Source organism: Dehalobacter sp. DCM (assembly GCF_024972775.1).
Lineage (GTDB): Bacteria > Bacillota > Desulfitobacteriia > Desulfitobacteriales > Syntrophobotulaceae > Dehalobacter.
The window spans coordinates 3808777-3833255 of the sequence record NZ_CP092282.1; the positions used below are offsets into that span (position 1 = coordinate 3808777).

Consider the following 24479-nt stretch of genomic DNA (forward strand, 5'->3'; position numbering starts at 1 on the left):
CTTGGTAGGGCCGTACATACATAGTATATACGGCCCCTTTCTCTGTTACAATGATATATAATCACGATGTGAATTCAATCGCAGGAAAAAAAAGCAAGTCTTCGTCCCTCTTGTCCCCTTATGGGAATATCGCGGTGATGACGCCTGACCCGGCCGCATTGCTCGCAGTTGCTCCCGGTACGCTGAAATAGTTCTCACTGACACTATCGAGCGTGTACCCTTCTTTCGGGAATAACGTGACCGTCGCGGTGTATTGCTGGCCTTCCACAAAGGGATCATCTGCCGGCGTCCACATAATGGCCCCCGTATATTGCTCTGTTTCAGTTATCGTCGTGGCTGGTACCGCACCGGGCGTTGGCGGTGTTACTCCTGCGATGACGCCGATATCGATGGGCAAAGCTTCCGGCAGAGCCGGTTCTGAAGCCGGGAATACCGCCGTAATGATGCCGGAATTCGCTGCATTTTGGGTTGTTGCGCCAGGTACTTTAAAGAAGTTGGCTGCGATCCCTTTCAGAGTGTACCCCGTTTTGGGAACTAAGGTGATGGTTGCGGTATATTCCGTACCTGCCACATACGTACTGTCCGCCGGTGACCATGTCACGGTGCCTGTGTATTCTTCGGAATAAATCGATGTTACAGGTATAGCTCCCGGTTCCGGTATGGTTACGCCGAGTATTTCCGGCATGGTGATAACGGTCTGCGTTGTTGGTGTTGTCATATGCGCTTTGACATCGGGATCCATAGAGGTTATTACCGAGGTGTCCCAAACCTTATCGGTGGTTTTCCCCAGAAGAAGATTCTGGGCGACTTCTTTCGCTGCCTCGCGGTTGACCTCCCAGTAGCTTAACCCGTCAAGATTAACGGCATCGCCGGGCAGTGTCTGCGTAACAATCGTTGCTTCTTCGAATGACTTGGCCGCTCCGGCCAGCCTTGTCATATCTTTAAAAGTTAAGTCTGTCTCTACAGCCTCCAATAATTGCGGAATCAGCTTAGGCAATTTCAGGACCGTCGCGGGCTTTAGCATTTCTTTTGCTACCGCGGTCAATACTTTCTGCTGTCGTGCAGTCCTTCCGATATCGGCAGTCGCGTCGTGTCGGAAGCGCGCGTATTGGAGAGCCTTCGTCCCGTTTAATTCTTGTACGCCGGCCTTCAGATCAATAACTCCGTCCTGCTTATCCCCGGTCTCGTAATACATATCTTTTTCGACATCAATGGTTATTCCGCCCAGAGTATCAATGATGTCCTTAAAGCCGTCAAAATTCGTCAGAAGATAGCCATTCAGTTTGATGCCCGTCAACTCCGTGACTTGTTTTTTAAGTTCGTCAATATCCCTGAGCATAGGAACCGCGTTGATCTTGCAATAGCTGTCCGAGCCCGATAGTGTCACGCGGGTATCGCGGGGAATTGACAGCAGAGAAATAATTTTTGTTTCCGGATCGAAGCTGGCAACAATGATGGAGTCCGAATTAAATGATGTCGCCCCGGGCCGTTTATCAGCCCCGATCAAAAGAAAACTGACCCGTTTATTCAACGTATCCCCGCCGGGAAGGGTGTCGCTGCGGAGATAAAACGTCGCAAACGCTGCTGACCCGAGAAGTACCCCAACGATTACCAGTGCTATGATTATGAAAGTTCTTTTCACTTTGCTTTTCTTTTTTGGTCTCTTGGTTCTACTATCTTTGTTTGTTGCATTCGTGGATACCATTATATTCACCCCATTCTCCTTTTGAACATTAAAACCATACCACTTCTCCGTGTGGGTATCAAGACTATTTTTATTTTTTATATGATACCTGTATCCATCTTCATTGCAAAAAAAGACCAGTACGGAATAACCGACTGGTCCAAGATAACTTTCAATCTATTAAAAATGTTCTGCTCATACTTGTTAAAAAAGCAACTACAGTTCAGCAGCTAACTTATCTAAGCGAGCGGATAAACTGGCCAACTCCTCAATACTGGCATTGACCTCCTGACTCGCTGCTGCCGTTTCTCCTATGGCGTGTAGTACCTCCTTGGAGGATCCGGTGGTTACCCCGACAGAGCGTTGGATTTCATTAGTAAGCTCGCTGATTTTGACTACTGTTTTCCGGGATTCTTCGGATAACTTTCTGATTTCATCCGCAACGACTCCAAATCCCTTTCCCGAATTTCCTGCTCTGGCTGCCTCAATGGCGGCATTGAGACCGAGCATGTTGGTCTGTTCCGCAATCTCTTTGATAAAGGTCATAACTTTGTCGATGTTGTCGGTTAATTTTTTTACGTTCTGCACTTCGGTATGCAAATGAGTTTGGCTTCGATTGATTTCAGTGGCGGATGCTGTGATTTCTTGCATGGCCGCTGAGACGCCTGCCAGACCATCACCCAGTTTTCGCGACATTTCTTTCAGATCGGTTGCCAGCTGACGGGGAAGAACTAAGCCCAACGCGGCAATAGCCTCGCCCGAGTCTTCATCGATCATCGGTGTACAGGTGAGTGAACAGGGAATTCCAAAATAGGATGGATCAATATCGGCTACCACTTCTTTGCCGGTTCTAACCGCTTCCAGGGCTATTTCATCGGCTTGCTCGCCGATCTTTATATTCTGAACATCAAACTTTTGGGAGCCTTGTTTGTGCCGGTATACTTGCTTATCATTGATAAATAACACGCCCCCCTCGGGCAGAAGGTTGGTCAGAATAGGCGCGTAATATTTGAATGAACTGGCTAAAGGGTGCCTGCGCGGTAAAGCAAAAGCCCAGCTTCCGATAACTTCGGAGTCATCATCGGCCCAAATAGGCCCACTGATAAACATCACTCTGACACCATAAACATGCGCATCATACTTTGTAACATCAACCCGTTGATTCTTTATTGCGTTGTCTGCTGCATACCCTGCTTTGATCCGATCGCCGACTCTCACACTCAATGCTTCAAATTTATCAGCAACACAATACGTCACGTTTTCTAAATCACTCAGTAAAAAAGCGGCTCCCTGTGAATATGTCGTCACGAGAAAGGTAAAAAGTGCTTTCATTAGATCTACCTCTCTGGCATGAACTCGAATTTCCTCCATATTATCCCTCCGTTTATTCAACATTCCTTATTCAGTCAACACATGGCATTATTGCAATAAAGATGCCAGAATCAATAGAATCCCCAAATAGTGCATTATTCCTGGAATAATAACGTGTATCGCTGATTTCTTTCAACCGGTTGATTATTTTTTTGAGAATAGCAGAGGTTGTTTTATATTAGAAAAGGGAAAATTCAGCCATTTTAAGCTATTTTTCTACAATATCCCTTTTTGCTACATTTTTCTTCTTTTGAGATATTACCATAGCAATATACGTGCAAAAAGGAGACAAAGCCTACGTCCCTTTGTCTCCCAACCTGGCAAAAAGGAAAAAAGGAGACAAAGTTCTACGTCCCCTTTGTCCCCTTAGAATGAATCATCTAAAAGTGCGGGTGTTGTTAAAATGATGCGTTCAACGACATTGTCCGCCCGTATATCTTTTGGTGTTTGTCCTTCTTTCAGATTAAAATTGAAATAGAGGGCGGCCGCACCTTCGACCTTGAACAAACCGTACAGCTTACCGCCATGAACGCTTTCCGGCTCGATATAGGTATTCCGATAGATTGAAAACACCTTATCCGCCCTGTCACCGACACCGGCGCCCAGATTGGTTTCCGCATCGGAGGCTGTGGCTGAGATTTCAAGAACTTCCCCTGACTCCGCACTAATGAACACACGGTAGCCTTTACTGTAGTCCCAACGATACACTTTTCCCGGAAAGTTCAATGTTTCTTCACCTGGTGGTGTTTCGACGTAATCAGAGCCCAAAGCCGCTTTCACTTAATCTTTAGCAGTTTACTCATGGTACTCACTCCTGTTCACAGATTATTGTCAAAACGTTAAACCAAATAAGACCATCATCAATGTACCCCTTTTACACACAACACACATACAAAGAAAATGACGGATATAATTGATTAATCCTGACGTTGAAGACAGCTGTCCGATTCAAAAAAAACTCTGTTTGCATACCCAGTAAAAAAATAACTCGTTTACATAGTGTGTCCAGCTGAAAGATAATATGCAAAAGTGTTATTTTATTGGGGTTAGTAAACAGAGTGTAACAGAAGGAAACCAAGTTTATTGAACGGTTAAATGCTTACAGCAAGTAAGCACTATCAAATCCACCGGCAATGGCGCTGCGGATTCTGCCGGGTTTATCGGCGTCACCGATCACACGGACCCGTTCAAAATTTCGTACGATCTCTTCCACGAATTGGGTGTTGGCGCGCATGCCCAAAGAGACAACGAAATAGTCAAACTCGAACTCCTGTGTTTTGCCTTCGGCAAGGAGCTCAAAGGTCGCTATACTGCCATCGATCTTTACCAGCTTATGCTTCGCCAGGGTTGGGACTTTCGCTTTACCCAGCCGCATCATGATATCGATCAGGTTCTGGAAGAACAGATCCGGCCCGATATTATCCGCCATTTCAAAAACGGTAACCTTATTGCCTTTTTCTGCCAGGAGGTCGGCTGTCTCCAGTCCGGTCATACCCGATCCGACAACAGCGATATTCTGATTATAGAGCTGGACTTTACCGGTTAAAATATCCGGCGGGGTAAACACGTTTTTCCCGTCCAGTCCCGTGATCGCTCCGGGCAGGATCGGTTTCGATCCCTGAGCGACAAAAACAGCGTAGGGGTTTAATGTTTTGATCGCTTCCACCGTCGGTGCGGTGTTCAGTCGGATTTCAATACCCAGCTTTTCCGCTTGGATCTTCAAGTAATTAATCAACCAGGTGATCTTGTCTTTAAAGGGCGGCTTATTCGCCAGTTCGAGCTGTCCGCCGACCTGTGAAGACTTTTCAAAAACGATTGGCTTAAACTTACGCATAGCCAGGACTCGGGCTGCTTCCAAGCCGGCCGGACCTGCACCGATAACCACGACGACTCGGCCGGCACCATCCTCTTTGATGTCCGAATATTTCAATTCCCTGCCAGCCATGGCATTGACAGCACATTCCGCCGGTTCACCGGTCATGTCTGCTTTGGTCAGGGATTCCATACAATGCAGACAAGAGATACAAAGCCGGGCTTCATGCGCTCTGTTTTCCTGCGCTTTGATCGCCCACTCCGAATCAGCAAAATGCTGCCGGGCTGAACCGGCAAAATCCATAATACCTTCTCCAATGATTTTATCGGCAAAGGCAGCTTCTCGTATTACCGAAACTCCGATGACCGGGATCTTCACTGCTTTCTTGACTGCTTCAGACAAGTGGAGCTTCCAGCCCTGAGCGAAGGAAGAAGGCTCCCATGCGACGTTCATGGTCTCATAAATCCCGGAACTGACATCAATGGCATCGACGCCGAGTTGTTCCATTCTTTCGGCGATCCTGACGCCTTCGTCCAAGGTCAGGCCTGTGTCCTGAACGCCGGCATAGTTTAAGATCTCATCAACGGATAAGCGAACGATCAGCGGAAAGTCCTTGCCGCATTTTGCTCTGACTCCAAGAACGATCTCCTCCAGAAAACGCATCCTGTTCTCAAGGTTTCCGCCGTACTGATCTGTTCTCTTATTGGTATACGGGCTTAAAAATTGGTTGATCAAGTAACCATGAGCCCCATGCAGCTCAACGCCGTCAATTCCCGCTTGTTGAATTCGCCAAGCGGCCGCGACGAAATCCCGGATCACTGCTTCCACTTCGCTGATCGTCATAGGGTGAGTATCCTGCTGAACCATGCGGCAGGGAACATCACTTGGCGCCAACATGGGCTTATTGCCGTTAAGCGCTGTGATACCCTGTCTACCGGGATGGTTGATCTGGACGATAATTTTCCCGCCGTTTTCATGCACCGCAGCGGCCAGCTTTTTGAGCCCCGGAATGTGTTTGTCGCTCGCTGCGGACATTTGATGGCGATTGGCGACACCATTTTCGTCATTGATTCGGGCGACTTCCGTAAATATAAGACCGACGCCCCCCTTGGCCCGGGCGGCATAAAATGCGATCAATTCTTCAGATACGGTTCCGTCTGTGTTACTGAGGGCATTGCCCATTGGCGTCATAACAATGCGGTTCTTTAAATCCAGTGTGCCAATTTTTCCTGTTGCAAATAGATTGGGGTACATACCTTTCTGCCTCCTGTAATCTGTCAATTCTCTGGTTCATCATTGCTAACGTATTAAAAGAACGTTATTAGGATTATAATGCAAAAAAAGTGCCAACGATCGCATTAACGAAAGGGCCAAAGAATGGGCTTTTTCTTGCACAATCCTGTTTACGTTTCCGCAAATTCGTTGCTGCGTATTTTCCGTTACTGTAAATTCAAGGATTCCCTTTTTCGTTACAGTAAATCCATCACGATTGTTCATTTTACCGAAAACACAGTATCAAATCAACCTGCCAAATTAACAGCGAAAATCAACACCCACCGAATACAAAATCCACATCACCTGCTATGTGGCGATGTGGATTGTTTTTCGATGAAAAACGCATGGATTGTTTAACTTTATTTCGTCGATAGTCCGTACTCCTTGATTTTACGATAGAGAGTCGCTTTACTCATGCTCAATAACACTGCCGCCGTTGAGACATTCCGACCCGACTTGACTAACGCGTTTTCGATCATGATTCGTTCAGATTCTTTGATATAAGAATGCCGGGTGGCGTCATCATGACGAATCTGCCTTAAATCAGTCTCAGTTGATAACGCACTGACAATATCTTTGGGCAAATGATTCTCTTCGATTCTGTCTTCATCCGCCAGATTCATCGCATAAATTATCGTATTCTCCAGCTGTCGGACATTGCCGGGCCAATCATAAGCCATGATCCGACGATAGGCACCCTGGCTCAATGTCGGAACACTCTGTCCCCGGCGCTGGGCATGACGTTTAAGAAAATACTCCGCTAAAAGAGCAATGTCCGTTCCCCGCTCCCTCAGGGCGGGAATCTCTATGGTCAGCACCGATAGTCGGAAGTAGAGATCCTGCCGAAATGCCTTTTCCTGAACCAATTGCCGTATATTCTGGTTCGTCGCTGCGATCAACCGGAAATTGACATGCAGCGGATATTTGCCCCCAATACGGACAACCTGCTTGTCCTGAAGCACCCGTAGCAAGACGCCCTGCAGGTCATAAGGCATATCCCCTATTTCATCCAGAAACAAGGTTCCTCCATTCGCAAGCTCTATCTTCCCCGGTCGCCCGTTTTTATCAGCGCCGGTAAACGCACCGCTCTCATAACCAAACAATTCACTTTCAATTAAGTCCTTGGGCATTGCGGCACAATTGATCGCAACGAATGGCCCTGCTGGACAATATTTTTGGTGGATGGCCTGTGCAAAAAGTTCTTTTCCGGTTCCGCTTTCCCCAAGTAAGAGTATATTATCGGATGCCGAAGCAAACCGATCGGCTAGGTTGATGACGTCAGTCATCGGTTTACTTTCCGCAATGATGTTATCAAAGCAGATTTTGGGCGGGCTGATACGGAGGAATTTCAGTATAGCCGCATCCCATAGGCCGTTCATTTTCCGGACTGGCCAAATACTGACCCGATAGGGCTGATCATCCAGTTCCAGTTTGACGTTTTCTTCCCAGGAATCAAAACGATCCTTGCGATCCCTGAGTTTACGCAAAAATGTCCGGTCCGTGATAAATTCAAGGATATTGCGGTCTTCCAGCTGTTCATATTCGACATGGAGAATTTTCTTGCCTTCCTGATTCGCGGTAATAATGGCTCCGTCCGGGGTAATAGCGACGACACCTTGATTCGTCTTCTCCATGAGGACATTCATGATTTCCTGTGTTTTTTTCAGGTCATCTCTGACTGTATCCAGGGTATGATTACTTTTCTGCAATTTGATTTGGCTTTCAATCGCCGTTACCAGATAATTCAACCAGACAATAAATTGTGTATGTGTTTTGAATATACTCTTTTCCCAAGCACTATCGTCCATATGGGATGTCAGCGCCAGGGATCCCAGTAAATCACCGTTCTCATCCAGAATCGGCACCGCATAGCCAACAATGTTTTCCAACACATGTAAATAGTGTTCCGGGCCAACTAATAAATACGGCCGTTTATAATAGGTTGCCAGAGAAGTGGCTGTTGTCCCGGCAGTATGCTCATTCCACCGCATGTTCTCTGCCGGAGCGTTCTTAAATAATTTGAGGTGTGTTCCAATCAGAAATACGGAGTTCTTATCGAACAGCCCCAAAGCATAGCCTTCATTTGCAGCCAGCTCCAGGACCTCCCGAATCAGGGGGCCTGCAGCCCGGATCAACAGACTATTCTCTTCCCAAATCCCTTGGAGATCGCTTTTGGATTCATCAAGAGCATACTCAAATAAGAGGTTATCCGGACTTTTCCCGGAATTCATCGTCCGAACCCAGGACTCGACAACCTCCTGGCGCAGAAGAGGGCTTTGACACGGATCGATCCCCCTATTAAAAAATTGTTCTTTACAGCGGATGATTTGGTCAAAGTATTGCTTTGAGAACATCGCTGTTAAATCTAAAACATGATTACCTTCAGGCACATCGGTCAGTTCCAAGCCTTTTGATTTGATCAGCACAATGCATCCACCTCGTCCAGAATGCTCAAAGTCAACAATGAAAAATCGTTATGAGAACATTTTAACATAATCAAAAATAATCTTCTATGATACTTGTACCTCGTTAACCCCTAAAACTAACCCCCGGTTACTTCTAAGGACAATTTAATTCGGTCGCCGTCCAGGATAGCCTTTTGAGGATATTCACTTGCGGGAACAAAACCATTATTGACAATCAACATCATGAAAGGAGTTAGCAGATAATTAAATTTACCTTCCTCTTTTAACATAGCCAGCATGGATTCTGCAGTCATACCCTCTTCCCAACTATATTCAAACCCATTCACTGTGATCACCGTCATCCCTCCTTCAGTCTGTGCACACAAAGGCGCCGGTCGGCGCCCTTTGTATCTAGTACACTGTTCTGTAAATAAATAAGCAAAAAAACAACGTAAATTACTTGGGGTTGGTCTGATTGCCACAATTCCGCTTTCGGCAGATTGCGCCCTCCATGGCGCAAACAGCCGCGCTTCGCTATCCATGCTCCGCTTGACGCTGGAACTTGTGTCACTCAGACCTAATTTGGGGTAAGTTGACGTTTGAGCAGAGAATTAAAGAACGTTTTACTAGTATTATGATCTTTCAATAATTAGACAAAAATATTCTTTTCGGTCCGGTCCGCGCTCTGCAATCCTACTCCCCTTGCCGCAGGAAATGTGGTACGCAGACCAAGCTATGGGGGTTGAATGTCCAGTTATTTAGAGAACGTTGTACTAAATAACTAGTAAGAATACTAAGCTTTACTCTCGGGTTGGTCTGTGTGCCACATTCCGCTTTCGGCAGATAGCCAAGCTGTGACGGTCATGGATGACCTAATGTCACGAACACCATGGAGGGCATGGAGCGATGGAGCGATGAATGGCGCAGAAATGCCTTATCGGGCCTTTATGCTGCCGTACGCGGCTAACATTACAAAGACCAGCCCGAGCAATGCTTAATATAGATGTTTGCGAATTCAATAACCTCTACTAGCGTTTCATTTATACGACAAACTTTATACTAATACTTTCATTTACACTGTCACTAACCCCAGATCAGTCTTCGTAATGAGTAGCCAGCGTCAAGCGGAGCACGGATTGCGAAGCGCAACGGTCCATGGATGGACCTAAGTTAAAATTCGCCAAGGAGGGCAAAAGAATTTTAACTTCCGAAATGTAAATTCATGGATGGCGCTATCTGCCGAAAGCGGCTATCATTACGAAGACCAGCCCGAGCAAAGCTAAATATTCAGATACTAGCCATTTTTTTATAACATCTACAAGTCTAACGTTTCATTTCTACTGCTCAACTTCAATGTAATTCGACGTGATTAATTATAAGCCTCTTTCATTTCTTCCGGAGTAATATCGAAGATAGCCCCGGTAGCCGGCGACTTTTCTTTATAGAAGAACTCCGGCAGTAAATCATCGGCGTCTGTGAATCCCACCGCTTTATTATAGGCCCGTTCCATCATCAGCGTCTGAGCTCCGATCCCGATGACTTTATCCATATTCCATTCACCGCCGTATAACCCGGCCATGAGATCGGGTACAATTGTCGGATCAGTCATGAGAGCACCGGTGATAAACGTACAGGACATATTATCGGCAAGGCAGGTAACAATCTGGTTCTCTTTGGAGAAATTGACCGCATTCTCCTTTTTGGTACCATCGATAAATGGCCGTAACGTATTGCCTGCGGTATGATCCGCGCCCATTGGGGATGTTGCAAACGTAACCCCGTTACCCTTGACGTTTCTCGGTTCATAGGCAGCCATCGCCTGTTTTTTGGTGGTGGGAATTTTCCTGCAGTTTAAAGCTACGCCGGTGGCATGAGCGCCATCACCCAAGAGATTGCCGAATTCTGTGCCGTCATACATTTCCTGCATGGCTGCTTTTACCGCCGGGATATCTCCCCACGCTATCTTGCCTGCTTCCATACATATCCCGATAGCGACGCCAAATTCAATGGTATCGATCCCGATATCGTCACAGAAGCGATCCGCTTCCATCAAAAATTCCATATCGGAGATATCACAGTTGGGGCCTATCATCGCAACGGTTTCATATTCCAAGCCGGCTGTCACAAATTCCTTTTTGCTGTTGTTCCAGGCATTAGAGCACCGGACCAGACAACCGGGCTGACAGCCGAGTCCCGCTTTTGAACCATTCTTTTCAAAGTCTATCAGCCATCGGTCGGCACTGATTTCATCGAGCTTTTCCTTTGGGAAAAATTCCCCGCTGAAGTTGTGAACAGGCAATACACCGGTCGGCCCGGTCAGACTGACCAGCATTCCCGTCGTGCCAACTTTTCTTTGAATTTCTACGGCCGGGTCTTCGACAACCAATTTGGCCATTTTCTTCAAGGCAGCTTGGAATTTTTCTTTGTCAACATACGTAACTTCTGCTTTCTCCGCAGGCTTTTCAACGATGATTGCCTTAATCTTCTTGGATCCTGCCAGAGCTCCTAATCCTCCTCTGCCCACGGAACGCGCCGGATGGCCTGTCGCAAAATCGGTGGCTTGGAGAGACGCACTGCGATATAAACGCTCACCGGCAACCCCAATCGAAAGAACAGCAATATCGTTATTGAAGTCTTCTTTGAGTTTCTCAACGAGGACATAGTTGTTTAGTCCAAGGTATTGATCCGCCGGTAAGAGTTGAATGGTTCCTTCACGGTTGACATAGAGGATAATCCAGCTGTCATCCGCCGGCTGATCTTCACAAATAATCATTTTAATACCATGCTGGCCAAACATATAGCCGATAGTTCCGCCAACGTTTGCTTCTTTAATACCCCCGGTCAATGGGCTTTTGCCGCCTACAGAGAGTCTGTTGGAAGTAGGTACGGCTGTTCCTGAAAAGAGGCCCATGGCAATTATCATTTTATTATCCGGACCCAAGGGATCGCATTTTGGGTCAACTTCATCGGTCATAACCTTCGAGATTAAGCCCCGGTTACCAAAGGTCAGATACTCTTCTTTGATTGCTTCTTCCGTTATCGCCTTTGTCTTAAGATTAATTCTATAGACTTTATTCATTGCGCTGCCCCCTAAAAAGCTTTCTTAAGAATTCCGAGTGCTTGTTCTTCGTTAGCTTTTTTCGGTGAAGCGAATTGGAGCATTGGCTCAGATGCAACCAATTTGGCGATAGCCGGTAAATCCGATTCCGCGATACCTGCTTCGCTCAGTGTCGTGGGCATGCCGACGGATTTCACAAAAGCTACAAAGCCGTCTTTCACTTTCTGGGCTAATTCGTTTGCTGAAAGATCTTTGGGCAGATCCAAACCAAGAATCTCGCCGATCCGACGGGTCTTTTCGGGAGTCGCGTCGCCTTGATAATCGAGCATCATGATGTCGCCTAATGCGCAACTGGTACCGTGGGTAATATGTTTAACAGCGCCTATGGATTGTGCTATACAATGGCCCATATGCGTAAATGCATCCGAAAACGCCATGCCGCCGAGCATAGCAGCGAAACTCAGCGCTTCCCTGGCTTGCAGATTTTGTGAATCTTTCAATACAACAGGCAAATTCTTAACGACGAGTTCCATACATTTTTCTGCATGCATATCGGAATACATGCCGGCAACGATACTGGTGTAAGCTTCTATGGCGTGCGTCAATGCATCCACGCCGGTTTGGGCTGTAATGCTTGCTGGGAGATTGAAGGTCAGGGACGGATCGATAATGGCCAGTTTGGCAACACTTGCTTCGCCGGCTACACCGATTTTTGCGTTATTCTTCATATCGGATATAACAGCAACAGCCGATACTTCACTGCCTGTACCGGCAGTCGTGGGAATGAGAATAGTCCCTTTTACCGGATTCAACCCCACACTGAGACCGAAATATTTGCTGATCGGCGATGGATTGGTCAATAAAATATTCACGCATTTGGCCAAATCCATGGAGCTTCCGCCACCAATGGCGACAACACCGTCTACTTCAGCCTTTCTGGCAATTTCGGCAGCTTCTTCAATTTGGTAATCCGGCGGATCAGGAATACAATCACCAAAGTCGACAAATTGAATGCCTGCCTCGCTTAAACTTGCCTGAACTTTATCCACGATCCCAACTGCTTTGACACCTTTGTCGAAAATACAGATGACCTTTTTCCATCCAAATTCCTTTGCCTTAGCACCGGTTTGGTTGACAGTCCCATCCCCAAACAGAACTGATGTCTTGGAAGAAATAGTAAACATAGTGCACCCTCCTTAACTTATCGAATTATTATCATCCAATAATACACATATCTCACCCAGTAGCTAGTAAACTATTCTCGAATTAGTTACTCAAATTGCTCCAGAGTAAGGACGCGTGCACAATACCGGCGTCAAGCGGAGCACGGATTGCGAAGCGCGGCTCTTTGTGCCATGGAGGGCACAAGAGCCGAAAGTGGTATTGTGCATGCGGCCCAGCCCCATATACGAATATTTGCTAACGTATTTAAAGAATGGTGTACTAGTATACTATTTACCTTTTTTAATGACTTTTTTCTCATATAATTCTTGAATCTGCTCTTCAGTTAAGCCCAGATCGGATAATATTTCTTCATTATCCATACCCATACCCGGCATTGGCCGCCATACTTTGCCCGGATGTTTTTTAAACTTCGGAACAACATTAAGTCCTCTGATTTTTTTGCCTTGCATGGTCTCCCACTCGATAAATACATCACGTGCTAAATAATGCGGATGATTCACGATCATTTCATAATCCATAACCGTGCAGCAGGCAACGCCGGCAGCTGTCAATTCTTTTTCTGCTTCTTCCACGGTTTTCGTCGCGCAGTATTCTTCGAGTTTTTGATCCAGGATCGCCGCACCTTTGCTTCTTCCCTTCATAACATTTGGGCTGCCCGCGGGGAATTCCTCGGATCCGTACCCCAACCCTAAAAACTCGACAACATTCTTGACGCCGCCGCCGCCGGATACCGCGATAAACAGGTCTTTACCGTCTTTACAGGTGAATCCGCCCCAACCGGCCAGCATAGCGCTGCGGTTGCCTTCACGGGGGAATGTCATTCCCGGCACGTTCATATAATCGACCATATAACATTGGATACGCGCCATGGCTTCGAACTGAGCCAAGTCAATACTGTCACCCTCACCTGTGGTTTTGGCCTTATACAAAGCGGCCAAAGCCGAGCCCAAAGCGAACAGGCCGGTAATATAGTCAGCAACCTGCGGCGCAGCAGGGATAGGCGGCCGATCCGGGAAGCCATTAATACTCATGAAGCCGCTAAACGCCTGTGCAATCGGGTCATAGGAGGGACGGCTCACATGTTCCGGAATACCGGTTTGGCCAAAACCCGAGACATGAACGATAACCAGAGCGGGATTCTGCTCCCATAACACTTCGTCGGTAAGTCCCCATTTGGCGTACTGACCGCCTTTGGATGATTCAACAAAGATATCCGCATCCTTGAGCATCTTCAAAAAAATTTCTCTTCCCTCGGGTGAAGGGATATTGAGTGAAACGGATTTTTGATTACGACGGTCCTGTTGTCCCAGCATACCCGGGCCTACCCGGGAAATATCCGGCATCAGAGGGCTCTCAATCCAAGTGACATCCGCGCCATAATCCGCCATCATCATGACAGCAAACGGAGCGGCCATCGCCAATGCTGCACTGACGACTTTGACCCCTGACAAAGGTCCAAATTCCGGAACTACGGTTTTTCCAGCCATATTAATTCCCTCCTATTTCTTATAAATATGTTGTTTTCTTAGTTACTTATTACCAATTCGGAGTATGTCTAGCAGTTGTCTGCTTTTCTTATCCTTGTCTATAGATAATACCAAATCCACCTTGAGGGTATTTCCAGGAAAGCGCGTCCTTAGTGCACACTGCCAGACAGGTCCCACATTCTAGGCACCCTGCCCACTCTACGGTGATTTCGCCGTTTTGTTCGCTGTAAAGCTGGGCAGGACAAGCGAATAAACAATTCTTCTCACCGCACGTCCTGCACTTTTCTTGATTAATAAGGATATGCGGTTCGCCCTCGTTAACTTCAAACTTATTTAAAGCGAGTTTATCTGCCATGGTCAACCGGATCATAGGGCTTTCACTCCCTTCCAGCCGTCTTTGATCAGATCCAGCATGGAAATGCCGTTATCCTTCATCGACTTCACGGCCGTTTTCATCAGACGTTCTTTCGGCGTTAAATCATGGGTATAGATGTCTCCAAACAACTGATTAACCATGGATGCATATTTTTTATACAGTCTGTCACTTTCCATAAAGTCGGGTGCCTTGGCATATAGCTTCAAATCTTTCATGACAAAGCTGTTTTCTAAATTCCGGCTGTAGGCACTCAGCGACGCGTCGGAATAATCGCCTTTCTTCTGGGCTTCAAGGACAGCATCAGCTGCTGCGATTCCCGAACCGATTGCCAGATCCATCCCTCTGATCACCAGACCGCTATTAATGGTAAAGCCGGCTGCATCACCGACGATCAGGTATCCTTCACCATACAGCTTTGCCGGCACCATCTTAAAGCCGCCTTCACCGGTAAGGTGCGCGCCATACTCCACCATTTTCCCGTCCTTTACCAATGGTGCCACCATGGGGTGCTCCAGTAAATCATCCAAGGCATCCGCAGGCTTGACTTTCGCTTTGACCAGGTCATCCAGACGCATAACAACCCCAATGGACAGACTATCCCGGTTGGTATAGAAGAATCCGCCGCCGGCAACGCCATACGTGGCTTGGCCTAAAATGGCGTAAGCAGCACCTTCCTGGCTGTTTAAGTGAAATCGTTCTTCAATTACTTCCGCGGGAAGTTCAATGAGCGCTTTCGCGCCAACGGCCAGATGGTCCAAGTGGATATTTCCGCGTAACCCCGCTTCTTTGGCTAAAAAAGAATTAATCCCGTCAGCCAAAATCACAACATCGGCCAACATTTCTTCATCGCCGGTGCTAACACCCACGATGCGGTTACCTTCTTTCAGTAACTTCTCGACTTTAATTCCTGTGACCATCATGACGCCGGCTTCTTCTGCCTTATCCGCCAGCCAACGGTCAAATTTCCCCCTCAACACCGTGACGGCATTATACGGCGTGGCGGCGAGGCTTTTGCTTTTGTATTCCAGATTAAAATAATCATCTTTGGTCATCAGGGTGGTGAGATAGTTTGTGATTGGCCTTTCGATCACCGCATCTTCCCAGTATCCCGGTATGAGCTGATCCAAGACTCTGCTGTAAAGTACACCGCCGCTTAAGTTCTTGCTGCCGCAGTAGTCGCCTCTTTCGATCAAGACAACCTCCGCGCCTTGCTCAGCCAACCTATATGCTGCGGCGAGACCTGCCGGTCCTCCGCCAACGACGATGGCCTGATATTTATCCGTACTCATTTCTTCACCTCAATTATTCTGGAAAAGGAGATCTATCAAAAAGAAATCTCTTCTGATAGATCTGCCTCTATAGCTGCTTATTTTTTCAGCACCTCGATTAAAGCCGGGATGGCTTTATAAAGATCACCGACGATACCGTAATCTGCTTGTTGGAAAATCGGAGCTGCTTTATCTTTATTAATGGCAACAATGGTTTTGGCCTGGTTGCAGCCGACCATATGCTGGATCTGACCGGATATTCCGATCCCAATATAAAGATCCGGTTTAAACATGACGCCGGAGACACCAATGTAGCGTTCTCTGGGCAGCCAGTCGACACCTTCTGCCAGCGGCCGTGAGCAGCCGATTTCGGCGCCGAGAAGTCCGGCCAACTCTTCGATCATCTTAAGGTCTTCTTTATTGGCAATACCACGACCGACAGCAACAACGCGTTTCGCTGCAGCCAGGTTGACCGACTCGCCGACTTTCGGGCGTTTTTCGACACAGGTAATGGCGGAACCAGCCGCTGCAGCAACGTCTTCAATTGTTCCCTGACGTCCGCTGTCCTCCGGCAGTTTCTCAAAAACACCAGGTCCTACCGTGGCAATGGTCAGATCAGCAGCGCTTGACTCCGTCCGAACGGCCGCCCCCCCGTAAACCATGCGTTTCGCCTGGAGGCCGTTGTCCGTTGCGCTGAATTCCATGACATCCATCAAAGCAGAAGTTCCCAAGCGGGCGGCGAGACGGCCAGCCATCAATTTACACCGTTTCGTGGTGCCTAATAATACGACATCGGGTTTTTGGGTCTGAATCAGATCAAAAATGGCGGCAAAATAATCCTCGATCAATTTGCCGTCCTGTTTATCCCCTAACCAATAGACTTGGTCTGCTCCTCCGGCGATAACTTGCTCTGCATCGGTGCGGGGCGCTATAACCAACGCGGTGACTTTATCACCCAACGTACGGCCTCCTGCACATAATTCCAGTATCGCGTCCTTTTTATCTGCAAATACCCATATATTTTTCATTCCAGCCATGAATTTGCCTCCTTTCTTATAGCTCTTTACGCAGATTCTCATAGAGTTTTTGGATAACCTCTTCAGAATCGCCTTCAAATAGGATTCGTTTACGGTCCGCCTGCTCCGGCGCTAATGTACTGTCAATCTTGGTCGCACTGCCCTTGCCGGCAAGGTCAAGATCAGCAAGACCCCACTGGGTGACCGGTTTTTTGCCCGCAGCCAGGATTTCTTTCATACTGGGAATACGCGGCAGGTTAATGTCTGTTGTTACGGAGATAACCGCAGGCAACGGGATCTGGAGAACTTCCACTTCATCCTCTAGTGTCCGCTCCACCAAAAGTTTACCGTCTTGAACTGTTATTTTGCTTACCGCATTGATCACCGGGTAACCGAGCAGCTCACCGAGCTGAACCCCTACTTGCTGGGTATAAAGATCGGAAGACCCTTCACCGCAAAGCACTAAATCGACATCGCCAATTTTGTTTACCGCAGCAGCTAACGTACTGGCTGTCTGGAATGCATCGGCATTGTCCAACGCATCATCCGCAATAATGAAAAGATCCTGCGGTCCTCTGGAGAGAATTCCTTTCTTTAATTTGGAATTCTCCAACTGTTTGGTACCGGCGCTGAGAGCGGTAAGTGATCCCCCGTTAGTTTCACTTAATTGCATACCGGCTTCCACTGCACACAGATCATATTGCCCGATTTTCCATTCGGCTCTTTCCCAGTTAAGTGTACGGTCGGGACGGATGATAAGGTCTTGTTCTTCGGGAACTATTTTGTAACAAGCTACAATTTTCAAATTCTTCACCTCTCGTCAGGATTATTAATCAGGTTATTAATCTGGTTATAAATTATGAGTAAGGCCATCGGTATCATCACCTACTAAAAGTACCGTGGGAGAAACCGGCCTGCTAATAAGGCCGGTTTCTCGTCGCATGGAGTTCTTTGTGAAGGTCGTTATCCTATTTACTGTATTCTTTTAAAATGGCACGGCCGGCAATATGAACCATAATCTGGTCTGTTCCGCCCGCGATTCTCTGGGAGCGAAGGTCTCTCCAGATCCGGGATACTCTGTGGTCCGTTGTGTATCCGATCCCGCCCAGAATCTGCATCGCATCGTCGGCGATTTCAAAAGCGGATTGAGCACAATACAGTTTCGTCAGTGCGGAAGAAGTTTTAACGGAGATGTTGTTGTCTTTCTGCCACGCTGTTTTGTAAACCATGTTCTTCATGTTTTCAATTTTAATTGCCATATAGGTCAGTTTTTCCTGGATCAGCTGGAAGGAGCCGATAGGTTTGCCGAACTGTACTCTCTGGTTGGCATAGCGAGCAGCATCTGCAAAAGCGCATTGCGCAGCGCCGAGACAACCGGCAGACAGCATGAGGCGTTCAATTTCGAAGTTCTTCATCAGCTGAATAAAGCCCTTGCCTTCTTCACCTACAAGATCTTTTTCCTCGACCACAACGTTGTCTAAATAAACTTCGCAGGTCGGAACCATATTCATACCGAGTTTGTGCAGAGGTTCGATCGTAATGCCCGGGCTGTTCGCCGGAACAAACCACATGCTGAAGGTCTTATTCGGATCGGTGGTATCGGCATTTCTGGCCATACACAGAATATACGGTGATTGGCTGGCACCGGTGATAAAGGTTTTATGGCCATTGATAATGACCTTGCCGTCTTTGCGCGTGTAGGAAGTCTGTAAAGAACTGCTGTCGGATCCGGCTTGGGGTTCGGTAAATCCTAAGCTGAAGGACAATTCACCTTTTTTGGCATATTCCATCGTGATGGCTTTCTGTTCGTCATTGCCGAAAGTAAGCATGTCGTCGATACCAAGCGCATTACCGTAAAGGTAGGTGGGAACGCCCTGCTTCGCGATCTCCTCGGCGACCAGCATCAGGGTAAGAATATCGACTTCCGTGCCGCCGTATTCTTCCGGTACGCCAAGCATACCAAAACCGTTATCTGTCAGTGCCTGAATAAAGCTGCTGGGATAGGTGTGGTTTTCATCATGCTGTTTGATATACTCTTCGGGAGCTTCCCTGGCAACTAACTCGCGCAGGCTTTCCAATAATAATTCTTGTTCTTCGGAAATTCTAAAATCCATTGTTATACCCTCCATTTTGCTTAATTAAAATATAATAACTTTCAACCAACTGATTTATCATTTCAAGTTAGAAAGAATGACCTTTCAACTTGAACGTTCCCCTTGACCATGCTCATAATCAAATAATTTTGTCCGCGTGGAGTCCGGCAATTTTCTCATCGGAGAATCCGAGTATTGTCCTCAGAATATTTTCCGTGTCTTGACCCAGCTTTGGGCCACCGCGCCATACTTTCCCCGGATTGTTTTTCATTTTTGGAATAACATCAAAGCTGGTGACTTCTTTACCGGAGTTATCATCGATATAGGTTACAAAATTATCTCTGGACAGAAAATGCGGATGGGTCAGACAATCAGCCACCGTATTGACGACGGCAGCCGGGGTTTTGGTCTTATTATAGAGATCCTCTACTTCCTGCGCGGTGTGGCTCCTCATCCACTCATCAATTTTGGCTGCAAGTTCTTTGCCTTTGGGTGATTGGGTTGCGGTATAGCTCGCACCACAGGATATAAAATCAAAATAATCCGTATCCAGCCCCATGACTTTGAGCGCCCGATAATACGTGGACGGTCCGACAGTACCTACAGCAACATATCGGCCGTCTCCTGCCTGATAGACACCATATGGCTGAGAATCGGAACGCGTACCGGTTCTTGGCGGCAGTCTTTTGGAATACTGATATTCCACAAATTCTCTGTTCATGATGTAGGATGCCGCTTCATACTGTGCCAGATCGACGATCTCGCCTTTTCCGGTTTTTAGTCGCCGGATATACGCGGACAGGGCCCCGAAAACAGCGTAATAGGATGTTAAATAATCATCCAGCATGGGTTTACCCGGTGAGAAGTCGCCGCCGTCAACACCGGTAAGGGACAGATAACCGCTAAATGCTTGCCCGATGATATCAAACGAGGGACGATCGCAGACTTCGGGAATTCCGCCAAATTCTTTCTTGCCATACCCGCTGACATGGACAATAACGATCTGCGGATTCGCTTCCATGATCATCTCGTCATTGATCCCCAATTTTTCCAGCCAGACCAGGCTCTCCACCCAAATGTCAGACTGCCTAATCAGTCCTAAGAATATTTCCTTGGATTTTTCATTATTCATATCCAGTTCCAAGGTCATGCTCAAGCGGTTTCTCGCTTGGGCAGCCCAGAAGGAATTGACACCAAATTCCCCGGGGACAGCACGCGCCGTATCGCCCACACCCGGCCGCTCTAAATGGATGACTTCGGCGCCCATTTCAGCCATCAACCCGGCTGCATAGGGTGCAGCGATAATGTTACCGCTGGATAATACCCGTACCCCGCTTAGAGTCCCAAATTCAGGGATCAGTGACGCACTGCGTACACTTTCTGTAGACATTAATTCACCTTCCTTATAGTCACTCTGAATAAGTTATTTGTATCACTACATTAATAGATAAATAGCAAAAATCGTGCCAGGCTTTTTTTTTAGCTGAGAACCATTAAAATTAACCCTTTACGGGCTCATTGCTTCTCATTGCTTTCTCACGATTCTTAAAACTGCGTCTTTTTTACCAAATATGATAGATGGCCGAAGCGAATTCGCAAGGAAGTGCGATAAAAGATAAAACGGACAAACGTTATCTAAGGGATAAAAAAACCGGTAAGGAAATACCATTAGGCTCCCTTTACCGGTTTGCATTTTTCTTGCTATTATTTGCTTCTTTATTTAACGTACGTAATACTAGTACATTGTATTCTAAATAACTAGGCAAACAAATACGTAAGCTTTATTCTGCGGTTGGTCTGCATGCCACATTCCGCTTTCGGCTCTTGTGCCCTCCATGAATTTACATTATAGAAGTTAAAATTCTTTTGCCCTCCTTGGCAAATTTTAACTTAGGTCCATCCATGGACCGTTGCGCTACGCAATCCATGCTCCGCTTGTCGCCGGAACTGTGGCACGCAGACCTAATTTGAAGTAAATGATTGAGATATTCTTTTGTGTAGTTATTTCAAATACGTAATACTAGTTCAGTATTTTTTAATACCATGACAGAAGTACGTAATAGTGTATTATAAAACTATTCAAACTATGACATACTGACTAACTAAATAGGTCAAGCATGATCCGCTTTTGAATATTTGAGAAATCCGTGATCAATATTCAGGGTCAACCGACCTGTTTCATGCAGATATTCAATGTAAGAATGCAGCATGCGATCAACAAACGCATACTTATAGATCGTATTTACCTGAATGTTGTATTTTTTTATAGCCGCTTTAAGAATATCTTCCTTCGTCATGGCCCCTTCAACAACAGCATAGATACGCTCTGCTCTTTCCCTATAACAGTCAATGTTGTCCGTAATCAGATCTGTTATATCATCGTATATGCCTCTATGGGCTACAATGTATTTACTGCAGCGTAGACCGTAAAGTTTTTTCTTGCTTCTCAGATCCTCACTGAGGATAAAAGCGTAAGGAATTTTCGAACCTTTCATCACATCATGACTGATCAGGGCATCCCCCAGATAGGCGACATTATCCGGTGTGACGATACAGATATGTGCGGGGCTGTGCCCCGGCGTATGAATGATCTTAAACTTAACACCGCACAAATATATTTTTTCTTGCTCATCTGAAATCAGAATATCCGTCTCACAAATCATGTTGCCATAATGTTCGGTTATTTCGGTCAATGTCTGACCGCTGTAAAATGTCTTGAGATGGTTGACCGAACTGCACAGAAGCGCTTCAAATGAGGGCATGGCGATGGTACTGCCATGTTTCTCCTTATAATAGGCGTTATTCCCAACATGGTCGATATGGGCATGGCTGCATAGAATCGCTGCAACCTTGAAACCTCGCGATTCCAACAGCTCGTCGATACCTTTTCTTTCACCTTTGGCCCAGCCGGAATCCAACAGGATGATTTCCTCTTCGTTAATCTGGTAGTAGGGTATGTAGGTCATACCCGTATCAATGCAGAAGGTGTTTCCCTTGACTTGAATAATATCCATCATGATGATCAATCCTTTTATACGTTCCAATGAATTGCTTACGTCTATTATATCATAACGATGGATAAAACGATTCTTTTTAGTGTTTATCAGCAAAAGCCTTGGCGCCGCTGAGCGAATCAGCATTGCTGTCTAACAGTTCGGAAAAAGTATCACTGAGATCAAAGGCCTGCTCCAGGCTGAGATCGATCGCCGCATTGATCCGCCTCGCCACTCCTTTCCCTTCACTGGATTTATTTCCCATAACGCTATTGGTTTCCCTTTGAATATGACCTGTTATCTATTGACCGATTGATTGATCGATTGATTGACCGATAAGATCACGTACTATTTTTGCTGGTACTGAATAGCGTGTTTCTTGAGTTTTCGATATAAGGTCGTCTTATTGACACCTAAAAGCTTGGCTGCTGCAGCGATATTATTCCCTGCACTATCCAATGCGTGCAAAATGACATCTTTTTCTGAATCCTTGATGGAGAAGTGAGCAGCCTGTGTATTTTCCTTGCTCTGTGTTGACTTGGGCCAATAGCCTTCATTGTCTTTCATCTGAAGTACTTCCTTGGGCAGATGATGGATGTCAATGACCTGGTCTTCTGCTAAATTGACGGCATAAATCATGGCATTTTCCAATTGACGCACATTACCCGGCCAGTCATATTCCAAGAGCTTCATCCTTGCCGCCTGGGTCATACGCGGTACCTTAAAGCCCATACGCGTAGTGTATTGTTCGATAAAGTAATCTGCCAACAGGGGAATATCATCCATGCGCTCCCGTAAAGGGGGGATCTCAATGTAAAGCACCGAGAGTAAAAAATAGAAATCTTCACGAAATGCTTTCTTTTTAGCTAGTTCAGTCAGATCATGACTTGTTGCGGTAATCAAACGAAACTGGACATGGCGGTATTGCTTCCCGCCTAAACGCATGACCATTTTGTCATTCAGAACCCGCATGATCGCCGCTTGAATTTCATAAGGCATCTCACCGATCTCGTCAAGGAAGAGCGTTCCCCCGTTAGCCAATTCAATTTTCCCCGGGCGGCCGTTTTTCTCTGCCCCGGTCAATACCCCACTCTCATAACCGAACAGCTCACTTTCGATCAAATTTCTGGGCATGGCTGCGCAGTTCAGGGTGATAAACGGTCTATTCGGATATAATTGATTATGAATCGCTTGGGCAAATATCTCTTTGTCCGTGCCGCTCTCTCCAAGCAGCAATATATTTTCCTGAGACTCAGCGAAGCGCTGGGCCATTTTTTTCGCACGCACGACACTCTCGCTGTGACCGATGATATCTTCAAAGCGGAACTTCGCCACAGCACCGCTGCGAGCGGCAACCAGGGCATTAATCTTATCCGCATAGTCCAAGCGGAGGATTGCAAAATCAAGTTCAGTGGTTTCCGGCTTCAACACCGGCCGAATACTGAGAAGATAAGGCTGTACCTCATCATTGACGTGGATATTCTCTTCGATATAATCCACACTTCTCTTTTCGGCTAAACAGTCAGGTATAACCGATCCTCGCTGTAAAAATTCGGCGATATTGCGTCCTTCCAGAAAGCTGCGTTCTGCTTTCAGCATTTTGCACCCTTCTTTATTGACACGGCTAATGATTCCTTCGGCGTCTGTCGTAATGACACCTTCATCAAAAAAGTCCAGTGTTATCCTTAAAGCTTCGGATGTTTTGCGCAGTTTTTCATTTATTTCCCTGAGCGATACATTGCGTTTATGGATTTTGATTTGCTCTTCAATGGCCATAACCATGGAACATACCCAGGCCATGGATTGTGAGTATTTTTCAAAGGCATATTCATCCCAGGGATTTTCTCCTAATATCTGCACATAGTCCAAGGTGCCTAAGACAACCCCCTCCTCATTGATGATCGGTGCAGAGGTGCAGACAGTATTCTTAATAATCATCAGATAGTTTTCAGGCCCGATGAGTTGATAGGGTTTTTTGTGCAAAATAGCCAGGTCATGGGCCGTCGTCCCCGTCGTCTTTTCATTCCAGATCAAGCTCTCGATTTTGTCATCGGTGAGTTTGACATGGGTTCCGGAAATGAAGATACCATGGATATCGTACAACTCCAGGGAGCGATTGGGTGAGGCTGCATCGGATTCGATAAACTTTTGAATGATAGGTTCGGCAAACTCAATGAGCAGCTTGTTTTTTTCTTTGATATCTGTTATTTGCCGATAGGTCATCTTATATTTTAAGTGATCCGTATCCAATTTTACCCCATTTTGTTTGGAGCGCATCCAGGATTCGGCGACTTCCCGCCGAATAGCCACGTTACTTAACGGATCAATGTTGTTATAGACAAAATCCATTTTACACTGCTCAATGGCCTGCCAATATTCACGGGTACGGAGTAACGCAACTTTATGTTCCATCATATCCCTTTCCCAACTCCTTCGCTGCTTTTAAGTAAAAACT

18 protein-coding genes are annotated in these 24479 nt (G+C 46.5%); all 18 read right to left on the bottom strand.

Translation table 11 applies throughout. The features are described 5' to 3' along the window. Nucleotides 1–118: 118 nt before the first annotated feature. On the bottom strand, nt 119–1705 hold the full coding sequence (locus LPY66_RS17695; RefSeq protein ID WP_337985565.1) for an LCP family protein: 1587 nt from the start codon (nt 1703–1705) through the stop codon (nt 119–121). A gap of 195 nt (nt 1706–1900) precedes the next feature. After that, a complete protein-coding gene (locus tag LPY66_RS17700; protein WP_337985566.1) occupies nt 1901–3055 on the bottom strand; it encodes a methyl-accepting chemotaxis protein in 1155 nt (384 codons plus the stop codon). Between the two features lie 366 nt (nt 3056–3421). Then, on the bottom strand, nt 3422–3823 hold the full coding sequence (locus LPY66_RS17705; protein ID WP_337985567.1) for a hypothetical protein: 402 nt from the start codon (nt 3821–3823) through the stop codon (nt 3422–3424). Between the two features lie 331 nt (nt 3824–4154). After that, the gene (locus LPY66_RS17710) at nt 4155–6122 is read right to left on the bottom strand and encodes an oxidoreductase (protein ID WP_337985568.1); all 1968 of its coding nucleotides are present in this window, start codon (nt 6120–6122) and stop codon (nt 4155–4157) included. A gap of 380 nt (nt 6123–6502) precedes the next feature. Further along, nucleotides 6503–8569: a sigma-54 interaction domain-containing protein gene (locus LPY66_RS17715; protein ID WP_337985569.1), complete on the bottom strand. Its 2067-nt coding sequence runs from the start codon at nt 8567–8569 to the stop codon at nt 6503–6505. 116 nt (nt 8570–8685) lie between these two features. Beyond that, nucleotides 8686–8904, bottom strand: a complete 219-nt coding sequence (gene thiS, locus LPY66_RS17720) for a sulfur carrier protein ThiS (RefSeq protein WP_337985570.1) — start codon at nt 8902–8904, stop codon at nt 8686–8688. A 1013-nt stretch (nt 8905–9917) separates the two neighbouring features. Next, nucleotides 9918–11627 carry an aldehyde ferredoxin oxidoreductase N-terminal domain-containing protein gene (locus tag LPY66_RS17725; protein ID WP_337985571.1) on the bottom strand — a complete coding sequence of 570 codons (1710 nt, stop codon included), beginning with the start codon at nt 11625–11627 and terminating at the stop codon, nt 9918–9920. 11 nt (nt 11628–11638) lie between these two features. After that, nucleotides 11639–12790 carry an iron-containing alcohol dehydrogenase gene (locus LPY66_RS17730; RefSeq protein ID WP_337985572.1) on the bottom strand — a complete coding sequence of 384 codons (1152 nt, stop codon included), beginning with the start codon at nt 12788–12790 and terminating at the stop codon, nt 11639–11641. Nucleotides 12791–13057: 267 nt separating this feature from the next. Further along, entirely contained in the window at nt 13058–14278 is a 1221-nt protein-coding gene (caiB, locus tag LPY66_RS17735) for an L-carnitine CoA-transferase (protein WP_337985573.1), read from the bottom strand. Nucleotides 14279–14366: 88 nt separating this feature from the next. Beyond that, nucleotides 14367–14648 carry a ferredoxin family protein gene (locus tag LPY66_RS17740; RefSeq protein ID WP_337985574.1) on the bottom strand — a complete coding sequence of 94 codons (282 nt, stop codon included), beginning with the start codon at nt 14646–14648 and terminating at the stop codon, nt 14367–14369. Further along, the gene (locus LPY66_RS17745) at nt 14645–15943 is read right to left on the bottom strand and encodes an FAD-dependent oxidoreductase (RefSeq protein ID WP_337985575.1); all 1299 of its coding nucleotides are present in this window, start codon (nt 15941–15943) and stop codon (nt 14645–14647) included. Before LPY66_RS17745 ends, LPY66_RS17740 begins: the two co-directional genes overlap by 4 nt. Nucleotides 15944–16020: 77 nt before the next feature. Further along, entirely contained in the window at nt 16021–16959 is a 939-nt protein-coding gene (locus LPY66_RS17750; RefSeq protein ID WP_337985576.1) for an electron transfer flavoprotein subunit alpha/FixB family protein, read from the bottom strand. A gap of 16 nt (nt 16960–16975) precedes the next feature. Then, nucleotides 16976–17743, bottom strand: a complete 768-nt coding sequence (locus LPY66_RS17755; RefSeq protein ID WP_337985577.1) for an electron transfer flavoprotein — start codon at nt 17741–17743, stop codon at nt 16976–16978. Nucleotides 17744–17906: 163 nt separating this feature from the next. Next, entirely contained in the window at nt 17907–19052 is a 1146-nt protein-coding gene (locus LPY66_RS17760) for an acyl-CoA dehydrogenase (protein WP_337985578.1), read from the bottom strand. Nucleotides 19053–19170: 118 nt separating this feature from the next. Further along, complete coding sequence (locus LPY66_RS17765) at nt 19171–20421, bottom strand: CaiB/BaiF CoA transferase family protein (RefSeq protein WP_337985579.1); 1251 nt, start codon at nt 20419–20421, stop codon at nt 19171–19173. Nucleotides 20422–21142: 721 nt separating this feature from the next. Then, nucleotides 21143–22045: an MBL fold metallo-hydrolase gene (locus LPY66_RS17770; protein WP_443112498.1), complete on the bottom strand. Its 903-nt coding sequence runs from the start codon at nt 22043–22045 to the stop codon at nt 21143–21145. A 79-nt stretch (nt 22046–22124) separates the two neighbouring features. Further along, nucleotides 22125–22289 carry a hypothetical protein gene (locus LPY66_RS17775; RefSeq protein ID WP_337985581.1) on the bottom strand — a complete coding sequence of 55 codons (165 nt, stop codon included), beginning with the start codon at nt 22287–22289 and terminating at the stop codon, nt 22125–22127. A gap of 83 nt (nt 22290–22372) precedes the next feature. Further along, entirely contained in the window at nt 22373–24439 is a 2067-nt protein-coding gene (locus LPY66_RS17780; RefSeq protein ID WP_337985582.1) for a sigma 54-interacting transcriptional regulator, read from the bottom strand. Between the last annotated feature and the right edge of the window lie 40 nt (nt 24440–24479).

Bases quoted from the DNA above. Each gene is read 5' to 3' on its own strand.
- LPY66_RS17695 (WP_337985565.1), bottom strand. From the start codon at position 1,705: ATGGTATCCACGAATGCAACAAACAAAGATAGTAGAACCAAGAGACCA.
- LPY66_RS17700 (WP_337985566.1), bottom strand. From the start codon at position 3,055: ATGGAGGAAATTCGAGTTCATGCCAGAGAGGTAGATCTAATGAAAGCA.
- LPY66_RS17710 (WP_337985568.1), bottom strand. From the start codon at position 6,122: ATGTACCCCAATCTATTTGCAACAGGAAAAATTGGCACACTGGATTTA.
- LPY66_RS17725 (WP_337985571.1), bottom strand. From the start codon at position 11,627: ATGAATAAAGTCTATAGAATTAATCTTAAGACAAAGGCGATAACGGAA.
- LPY66_RS17730 (WP_337985572.1), bottom strand. From the start codon at position 12,790: ATGTTTACTATTTCTTCCAAGACATCAGTTCTGTTTGGGGATGGGACT.
- caiB (WP_337985573.1), bottom strand. From the start codon at position 14,278: ATGGCTGGAAAAACCGTAGTTCCGGAATTTGGACCTTTGTCAGGGGTC.
- LPY66_RS17740 (WP_337985574.1), bottom strand. From the start codon at position 14,648: ATGATCCGGTTGACCATGGCAGATAAACTCGCTTTAAATAAGTTTGAA.
- LPY66_RS17745 (WP_337985575.1), bottom strand. From the start codon at position 15,943: ATGAGTACGGATAAATATCAGGCCATCGTCGTTGGCGGAGGACCGGCA.
- LPY66_RS17750 (WP_337985576.1), bottom strand. From the start codon at position 16,959: ATGGCTGGAATGAAAAATATATGGGTATTTGCAGATAAAAAGGACGCG.
- LPY66_RS17760 (WP_337985578.1), bottom strand. From the start codon at position 19,052: ATGGATTTTAGAATTTCCGAAGAACAAGAATTATTATTGGAAAGCCTG.
- LPY66_RS17765 (WP_337985579.1), bottom strand. From the start codon at position 20,421: ATGTCTACAGAAAGTGTACGCAGTGCGTCACTGATCCCTGAATTTGGG.
- LPY66_RS17770 (WP_443112498.1), bottom strand. From the start codon at position 22,045: ATGGATATTATTCAAGTCAAGGGAAACACCTTCTGCATTGATACGGGT.
- LPY66_RS17775 (WP_337985581.1), bottom strand. From the start codon at position 22,289: ATGGGAAATAAATCCAGTGAAGGGAAAGGAGTGGCGAGGCGGATCAAT.
- LPY66_RS17780 (WP_337985582.1), bottom strand. From the start codon at position 24,439: ATGATGGAACATAAAGTTGCGTTACTCCGTACCCGTGAATATTGGCAG.